3 protein-coding genes and 1 pseudogene are annotated in these 5,834 nt (G+C 31.9%); 2 read left to right on the top strand and 2 right to left on the bottom strand.

All coding sequences use genetic code 11. The features are described from left to right. The first annotated feature begins 436 nt into the window (after positions 1 to 436). The gene (locus U860_RS0103910; RefSeq protein WP_025147475.1) at positions 437 to 967 is read left to right on the top strand and encodes an SMI1/KNR4 family protein; all 531 of its coding nucleotides are present in this window, start codon (positions 437 to 439) and stop codon (positions 965 to 967) included. Positions 968 to 1,953: 986 nt separating this feature from the next. Here the strand turns inward: U860_RS0103910 and U860_RS31135 are convergent. Beyond that, positions 1,954 to 2,714 (bottom strand): annotated as a pseudogene (locus tag U860_RS31135) (IS4 family transposase); the annotation flags it as partial. Positions 2,715 to 2,781: 67 nt separating this feature from the next. After that, positions 2,782 to 4,035: an MFS transporter gene (locus U860_RS0103900; RefSeq protein ID WP_025147474.1), complete on the bottom strand. Its 1,254-nt coding sequence runs from the start codon at positions 4,033 to 4,035 to the stop codon at positions 2,782 to 2,784. A 102-nt stretch (positions 4,036 to 4,137) separates the two neighbouring features. On the opposite strand from U860_RS0103900, the gene U860_RS0103895 reads away from it, so the two are divergent. Further along, positions 4,138 to 5,784 carry an ABC transporter substrate-binding protein gene (locus U860_RS0103895; protein ID WP_025147473.1) on the top strand — a complete coding sequence of 549 codons (1,647 nt, stop codon included), beginning with the start codon at positions 4,138 to 4,140 and terminating at the stop codon, positions 5,782 to 5,784. The last annotated feature ends 50 nt before the right edge of the window (positions 5,785 to 5,834 follow it).

Below are 5,834 nucleotides of genomic sequence, written 5' to 3'. Positions count from 1 at the left end.
TCAAAGAACTTCATATAGCTAGTTTATCAAAAGTTTTTGGCTATGCCAAACCAAAATTCATCTCCCACCTACCGTTGGGCTATCGCCCTTCACACGCTTAAGGAAGGAGAATTCTTTCAGTAAATTCGTTAAAACAAAGTTTGATAATTTATAAATTAAATAGACTAAACTAATAAGAGGATATTATGTTCAACATATGAGCATATATCCTTTTTTCTTATACATATTAGATTAGTTATACAGATATTGAAAATATAGTTCAATATGTATTATTACAACAACAACATAGGATAGTTGAACAAGAACAATAGATTTTTATGGTAAAATTTATTTGTGTAAGAAGAAATGAGAATTTGATTTTGAATAAGATTAAAATTTACTAAACAATCCTGTAGTGAAGGTATTATGTTTGAGACGTAAGAGGAGGATAAATAGCATGATAAATCAAGCTGAATGGTTGTGGCAACGTATTATCGAAAGAGGATCAAATTCTGAAGATAACTTTAAAGAATCATTAAATCTTCAGCCAGGTGCAAGTGATAAAGAGTTTCAACTTATTGAGGATACACTGGGGGTTACACTCCCTGAAGAAATGAAGAGCTTTTACAGAGTGTATAACGGACAAACTTGGGAACCCGGGGTGAATCCATTTGTAAGGAATTTGACTTTGTCCCCTACTTCTGAAATTATTAATAATTGGAAATTTTTACAGGGAGAATTCGATCCTGCTGATGATTTAGAGCCAGATATTGAAAAAGAGCTTAAACCAGCTCTTTGGAATTCTAAGTGGATTCCAATTGCAGAAAATGGTGGCGGGGATTATCTTTGCATTGATACAGATCCATCTGAAGTTGGGGTTTCAGGACAAGTTTTATACTATTACCATGACTGGGGAAGGCGTGCTATTGAGGCAAAGAATATTTTTGCATTCATCGAAATTTGTTTAAAAGAAGAGAATTGTGAATAAATGTACTTAAAGTAACGGGTCTCTTAATTTATCTAACTTTTTTCATTTTAGGTCTTTATAATTTCAAAAAGCCTGATTGTTTAAAATAAAGATTGATAATATGTAAAAAAGTTTGATTAAAATCCTATGTTGATGTAGGACGAGATAAATATGAGGTAAACCTATAGTTATTCAAGAAACGGGTGCTTTAATGGCGGAAAGATCACAAAAATGATCAAACTTTTTTATGGAAGATAAATATTCAATCTCAAAAGTGGAATCCATTTTGATTTAAACTGGATTCTTTTTTTACCGTAAAATATGGGTTTGTGGGGTGTTTTTAATCAAACTTTATTTCAAAGCTACAGTAATGTATGTTTGAAATACTCGTTTCTCAAATTAAACAACATTATTTTTTGCAAAAATCGAAACCAATAAAAACAAATTTTAAATAACTTTAATAACCTCCTATCATATTGTTTTATGGGAGGTTATTGCCTTTTTGAGGATAAAGTTAAAGAACGTTATTATCTCTATACAATATAGGAAAATATCTAATTATAGAAATAGGGATATATCTATATTACAAAGAAGATTAAAGTAGTGATATGCTGTACATACAATAGAATCAGTAATTTTTCAAAAACGCTCCCTATACCTCCATTTCTAATAACAAAAGTGGAGATATAGGGAAATATCCAATTATAGAAATAGGGAAATATCCATATTACAAAGAAAGTTAAAGTAGTGATATGCTGTACATACAATAGAATCAGTAATTTTTCAAACGCTCCCCCTATGCCTCCGTTTCTAATAACAAAAGTGGAGAAATAGGGAAATATCCAATTATAGAAATAGGGAAATATCCATATTACAAAGAAAGTTAAAGTAGTGATATGCTGTACATACAATAGAATCAGTAATTTTTCAAACGCTCCCCTATGCCTCCATTTCTAATAACAAAAGTGGAGATATAGGGAAATATTTAATTATAGAAATAGGGATATATCTATATCTATCTGGATATACTCTGTACCTTTCTTGATTCTTCCATCTTGAAAATAATCAGGGTTAGGATTTTTTGATAAATACGTGTATTCGATTTGATACGTGAGATATAATAAGCTTTTTTATATTGTATATGTTGAAGATCTTTCAAATGAAAATAATCTAAATCTCGGATACATAAATCATTCGCTGTTACAGTTGGGACACACAGAGAGCCGTAAGTGCAATCATGTTGTTTACCTGGACCTGTATGAATATGTAGGAACTGTCCACTTAACAAATCATATTCAAGTTGAATCTTTACTCCCGCTGTATGGCTGCATCCTCCTGCACCTGGATAAAACGATGAAAATACATCAGGGAGTTGAAATGCAGTAGAATCTAAAATACGAATACGCTTGAAAACAGAAGGGTATGGAGAAAAAAACGGCATAGATGTGGCCAATTTTTTGCTTAGTAGTTCGGCTAGTAGGTGTTGTAATAGTAGGACGGCGCTTTATTAAACCGTTGATTCAGTCCCTCAGGACTGATGAGTACTTCTGTTGATGCTTCTAAACAGCTAGATAACTGAGTTAAAGAAGTCATAGCTACATTTTGGCTCACCCATACACATAAAGCTACTAAATCTTTTGCTTGGTACTTACTGATTCGTTTTACAAAACCAACAACTCTAGTAAGACCCCGTAAGGTATTTGGAGATTAAAAAACTCTGAATCTCTTGAGCAAATAGTTGTAACTCGTTAGATACAGAAATAGACATAAAAAACGCCATCCTTTCCTACAACTCTATAGAAAGAATAGCGTATTTTTTCATTTAAAGTATTATATTATGATGACATTTTATTCAACCTTTCCTGAGATTGAATATTGGTTCTAACAAACAGTCCAGTGTATAAGAGGAATGTCCCCATTATTGCAATGATACCAATGTAAACGGACATCATCGTAGGAACCAAAAATGCACCAATGATAATAGTCATTCTTGCAGTTAGATCCGCGCCAATATATGCTAGACCTGCAAAAGCTGAATACGACCCTCTTTTATCAGCCGGAATCATATTAGCTTGTTCTGCATTTCTGATTGGGGAGTAGACAAGTTCACCAACAGTGGCAATGAAACTAAAAATAATCAGTACGTACCAAGTGTTTGCAGATGTTACTGTCACATAGCCTACACCATAGAGCACAAGACCTAAAAGTAACGCTTTTTTTCCACTTAAACAATCTGTAAATTTATTTACAATAAACGTTAAACATACTACTAAAAGCATATTTTCTATGTTAAGAATACTTAGCATCCTCACTCCTACTATTTCAAAGTTCCCAATGCTTATTGGATTGAATGTTTCTGAAAGTCGTACACCAACATAACTGTTTAAAGAAAACTCTGCCGCAAATATGCAGGTAGACCCTATTACAACTCTTAAAAATGCTCTATCTTGAATAGCAACTTTATAGTTTTGAATTAGATCAAGTACTATATTTCCATGTCTTTTTTCTAAGCACACTTTAACTTCTGCAACTAGCCAAATTTTATAAGCAATCGGCAATGTAGCAGAAACAAAAGTCAGTAATATAAACAACTCTTTTTGGTGATTAATGTATAAAAAACCACCTAATGCTGCACCAATTGCCATAGAAAGATTCATAAGCCAATAGTCAATTGTATAAACAGCCTTTCGATTTTCTGGTGTAGTTGAGTCTATAATGATAGCTTGCATGGATGGGCGCCCAAGACTGCTAGATATTATAAAACCTACATAAGCAATTGCAAATAACCAAATCATCTTATCTGTAGGAAATAAGCTTAAAGTCATGAATAAAAACATCAAAGTACTAGAAAAAGAAGTTAACAATAAAATTTTCTTTCGTTGAAAGCGATCTGAAATGTAACCTCCAATTAAATTTGAAAAAAAGCTTAAAATAACCGTTAAGATTAAAAATAACCCGGCCCATACTTTATTTATTTCTTGAGCAAAAAACAATGCCATGAAAGGCATTACTGCTGATGTAACAGCACGATTAAAAAACGATGTAATTAAGCGTACTTTTATATTTTGTTCAAAGTCTTTCCAATTCATCGTATCTCCTCCTTTTGTCTAATGTTATATTAAACTAGACTTATCAAACTAAAAATGGACATATTCAGAAAAACATGTCCACTTATAAAAGGAGATAGAAAAATGGATAAAAATTTACTGAATCTATGGCAATCATTTTCTTCAGGAAATATAAAAATACAAGACCTAGCAGATTTTTTAAATTTAAGTGCAAAGCAAACAGTACGTTACTTACATAAATGGATGGATGAAGGTTGGCTGACTTTCACCTCTGGAAAAGGCAGAGGAAATTCCTCCTCTCTTCAATGGTTGAAAAATATAGAACAAATCTATGAGTCACAAGTAATGGAAATTATGGATCAACAGCCTGTTGAAAAAAGCAGTAAATATTTACTATATAATTGGTCTCCGAACAGTAAACTACGCTTGATGACTAAGTTTCATTCAAAATTTGGCTATATACATAATTCGGATGATAAATTAATTATTCCTAGAAGAAAGCCCTTTTTAACAACACACCCGCTCGAGGCTGCCGATGTACATAGTGCACATATTGTTGCGAACGTTTTCAATCGACTTGTTTATATGGATGAAAAGGGAAACATATTACCTGAAATAGCTCACAGTTGGGATTTAACTCAATCTAAGCTTAGACTATATTTAAAAAAGTCTATAAAATTTCATGATGGATCCATCTTAACAGCGGCTGACGTGAAACTATGTCTCTCAAAACTACGTAGTCATAAATACTATAAAGACTTATGGGCACCCATAGAAAAAATAGAGATTGTATCACCATTAATTATTGATATACATTATCCAGATAGTTGTAGTTATTGTTTACAAATGTTATGCATGATAAATACAAGCATTTATAAAGAAAATAACGACCAAATCATAGGAACCGGTGGTTTTTATATAGGAGAGAATAACCAGGAGAAAACATCATTGATAGCATTTCATGATTATTTTCAAGAAAGACCTTTGCTAGATACAGTAGAATTCATTCAGGTCCCTCTAGAATTTGATAATATTTATCAATCTTCCCAATACCATAAAAGTGATTCTACCTTTCAAGTAGAAAGGAATTCAGGTTTCGGTGTTATAATTATGAATGCTTGGCGTAATTCGTCAATTCAACACATAGATGTTCGTAATTACTTACATTCTATTATCGCTAACAATATGAATCATATTCATGAATATGATTCTCAAAAAATCCCAAATATTAAAAGCTGTTTGAAAGACATAGATCATCAAGTCAATATTCCAAAAAGAAAACGTCCCGAATTTAAAGAACCACTTATTATAAAAGCTACTCAGTATACAGAAGCGACAACAAAATGGTTAATGAATATCTTAGAAAAAGAAAATATACCTTTTCAAGTTAAATGGGTTCCATTTGAAAACTATCTTAGGGATGAAAAACTTAATGAACAAGTCGATCTCTTTATTCATGGTGAAGTATTTGAGATGAATCAAGAGATATCATTTTATTATTTTTTAACAGCTAGATATTCGCCATTGGCTAAGGTTTTAAAAACAAATAAATCACTAAAAAAACACCTTTCTAAATACAAACACACACATTTTGAGGAGTGGGCTTCATTAAATAAGAATCTTGAAAAAGAACTGATAGAATCCTCTATTATGATTCCCTTATACTATGATACACGTCAAATTCCTTTTTCATCAGATTTAACGAATATTAAGATGAAATATTTTGGATATGTGGATTTTTCTCAACTTTGGATAAGACCTTTAATGTGAACTACTCACCACTTAGCAAAGCTTGAAGTGGGAGCTTCTCAGTTCCACGA

Origin of the sequence: Bacillus sp. H1a (assembly GCF_000633475.1) — a bacterium.
Classification (GTDB): Bacteria; Bacillota; Bacilli; order Bacillales; family Bacillaceae_G; genus Bacillus_A; species Bacillus_A paramycoides.
This window is presented reverse-complemented; position numbering and strand designations above follow the sequence as displayed.